At 63.2% G+C, this 2558-nt stretch carries 2 protein-coding genes; both read left to right on the top strand.

What is annotated here, in order from left to right; all coding sequences use genetic code 11:
* Positions 1 to 184 precede the first annotated feature (184 nt).
* On the top strand, positions 185 to 1699 hold the full coding sequence (istA, locus tag XI06_RS13060; protein ID WP_442869429.1) for an IS21 family transposase: 1515 nt from the start codon (positions 185 to 187) through the stop codon (positions 1697 to 1699).
* Complete coding sequence (gene istB, locus XI06_RS13065) at positions 1696 to 2508, top strand: IS21-like element helper ATPase IstB (RefSeq protein ID WP_271605505.1); 813 nt, start codon at positions 1696 to 1698, stop codon at positions 2506 to 2508. Before istA ends, istB begins: the two co-directional genes overlap by 4 nt.
* Positions 2509 to 2558 lie beyond the last annotated feature (50 nt).

Raw genomic sequence — 2558 nt, forward strand, 5'->3', positions numbered from 1 at the left:
TCAGGATGGAAGGCAGCGTCAATCAAGGTGAGAGAGTTTCGCTGGGCTCGTGACGTAGGGAGGGCGTAGCCCGACCGGAGTTACGAGCCCAGCGTCGGCGCGATCCCGAGGAGGACCGCGCCGACTGGTGATCGCGGCCGGCGGGGTTATGCAAGTGGTTCTTCCGCCAAGAGGAATCACTCGCGTGCCCGGCCGACACATCACAGATCACCAGATGAGGCTCTACATGAAGTACCGTCAGACCGATAGCCCGCCAGTGGCGGCGGCCAAGGCATCATTCAGTGCGTCGACCGCCTATCGGATCGAGAGAGACCCCCGATTTCCATCGCAAAGGAAGGCGCCCCGCGGCCGGCGACGGCCGGACCCGTTGAGCGACGTGTTCGAGACCGAGATCGTCCCGATCCTGAAGGCGGCACCTGGCTTACGCCCGGTGGCAGTGTTCGAGGAGATGCTACGGCGTCATCCGGGTCTCGGCAGCGGTATCCGTCGTACCCTGGAACGTCGGATCCGTGCATGGCGGGCGATCCACGGCGAGGAGCAGGAGGTGATCTTCCGCCAAACCCACGAGCCTGGCCAACTCGGCCTCTCCGACTTCACAGACATGGACGAATTGGGTGTTACGATTGCGGGTGCACCGCTGGATCATCGTCTCTATCACTTCCGTTTGGCCTATTGCGGGTTCGAGCACGCCCACGTCGTGCTTGGCGGCGAGAGCTTCGTTGCCCTGGCCGAAGGCCTGCAGAATGCCCTCTGGTCGCTCGGTGGGGCGCCGCGGGAGCATCGGACCGACAGTCTGTCGGCCGCATTCTGCAATCTCGATCGTGATGCACGGGACGATCTGACGCAGCGATACGAGGCCCTTTGTGCCCATTACGGCATGCGGCCTTCCCGCAACAATCGAGGTGTTGCTCACGAGAATGGTTCGATCGAAGGGCCCCACGGTCATCTCAAGCGAGCAATCGCGGACGCCTTGCTGCTGCGCGGAACTGTCGACTTCGACGATCTTGCCACCTATCGCGGCTTCATCGACGAGATCGTCAGCCGCCGCAATGCCCGCAACGCCAAGCGGATCGATAGCGAGCGCGTGGTGTTGCAGGCGCTGCCCGATCGGCGCACCTCCGACTACGAAGAGGTGATCGTCCGCGTGACATCGTCCGGCGGCTTCACCCTGCGCAAGGTGTTCTACACGGTGCCATCGCGCCTGATCGGTCACCGGTTGCGGGTGCGCCTTTACGATGATCGTCTCGACGTGTTCGTCGGCGGCACCCATCTCGTCACCCTGCCGCGTGGGCGGCCGCATCCCAATGGCAAGTACGACCAGGTCGTCGATTATCGGCACGTGATCCATTCCCTGCGGCGCAAGCCGATGGCGCTTCTCAATCTGGTCTACCGAGATCGGCTGTTCCCGCGCGATGCCTATCGGAAGACCTTCGATCGCTTGCGCGAACGCTTGCCGGACAAAAAAGCCTGCCGGATCATGGTCGATCTCCTCGCGCTCGCTCATGAACGCGGCTGCGAGACCGAACTCGCCGATCAGCTCACCGCCGACCTCGACGCCGGCCGACTGCCCGACCTCAACCGGCTACGTGCTCACTTCGCCCCCGATCCCGCCAACCTGCCGAACGTCGTGGTGCAGCTCGTGCCGCTTGCGACCTACGAATGCCTCATCGGTACCGCCGAGACCGGAGGTGCCGCATGAGCGTAACGAACACGGTTGATGCCGCGCGCCTCAATCTGTTGCTCAATGAGCTCCGTCTGCCTGCCATCAAGGTGCTGTGGGCGCAATTTGCCGAACAGTCCGACAAGGAAGGCTGGCCGGCCGGCCGCTTCCTCGCCACCATCGCCGAGCACGAGATCGCTGAACGCGGCCGCCGTCGGATCGAACGACACCTTGTCGAAGCACGTTTGCCCGCCGGAAAGACCTTCGACAGCTTCGACTTCGAAGCCGTGCCGATGATCTCAAAGGCGCAGGTGATGGCGCTCGCCGCCGGTGACAGCTGGCTGGGCAAGGGCGCCAATTTGCTGTTGTTCGGCCCGCCCGGCGGCGGAAAGAGCCACTTGGCGGCAGCGATCGGCCTGGCCCTCATCGAGAACGGATGGCGCGTCCTCTTCACCCGCACCACCGATCTCGTGCAGAAGCTCCAGCTGGCGCGACGCGAGCTCAACCTCGAGGCGGCCATCAATCGTCTCGATCGCTTCGATCTCCTGATCCTTGATGATCTCGCTTACGTCACCAAGGATCAGGCCGAGACCAGCGTGCTGTTCGAGCTCATCAGTGCACGCTACGAGCGCCGCTCGATGCTGATCACCGCCAATCAGCCATTCGGCGAATGGAACAGGGTCTTCCCGGATCCCGCCATGACCCTCGCCGCTATCGATCGCCTCGTTCACCACGCCACCATCGTCGAGATGAACGTCGAGAGCTATCGCAGACGAACCGCCCTCGAACGAAAACGCGGTCCAGGACGGCCGGCATCGCACGCGACACCCAAAACCGTCGCTGATTGACGCTGCGCGACAATCAGAGTTCAACAAAACTCTTGCGCGCGACAATCATC

Source organism: Bradyrhizobium sp. CCBAU 11434, from assembly GCF_028128895.1.
Taxonomy (GTDB): Bacteria; Pseudomonadota; Alphaproteobacteria; order Rhizobiales; family Xanthobacteraceae; genus Bradyrhizobium; species Bradyrhizobium zhengyangense.

Bases quoted from the DNA above. Each gene is read 5' to 3' on its own strand.
- istB (WP_271605505.1), top strand. From the start codon at position 1,696: ATGAGCGTAACGAACACGGTTGATGCCGCGCGCCTCAATCTGTTGCTC.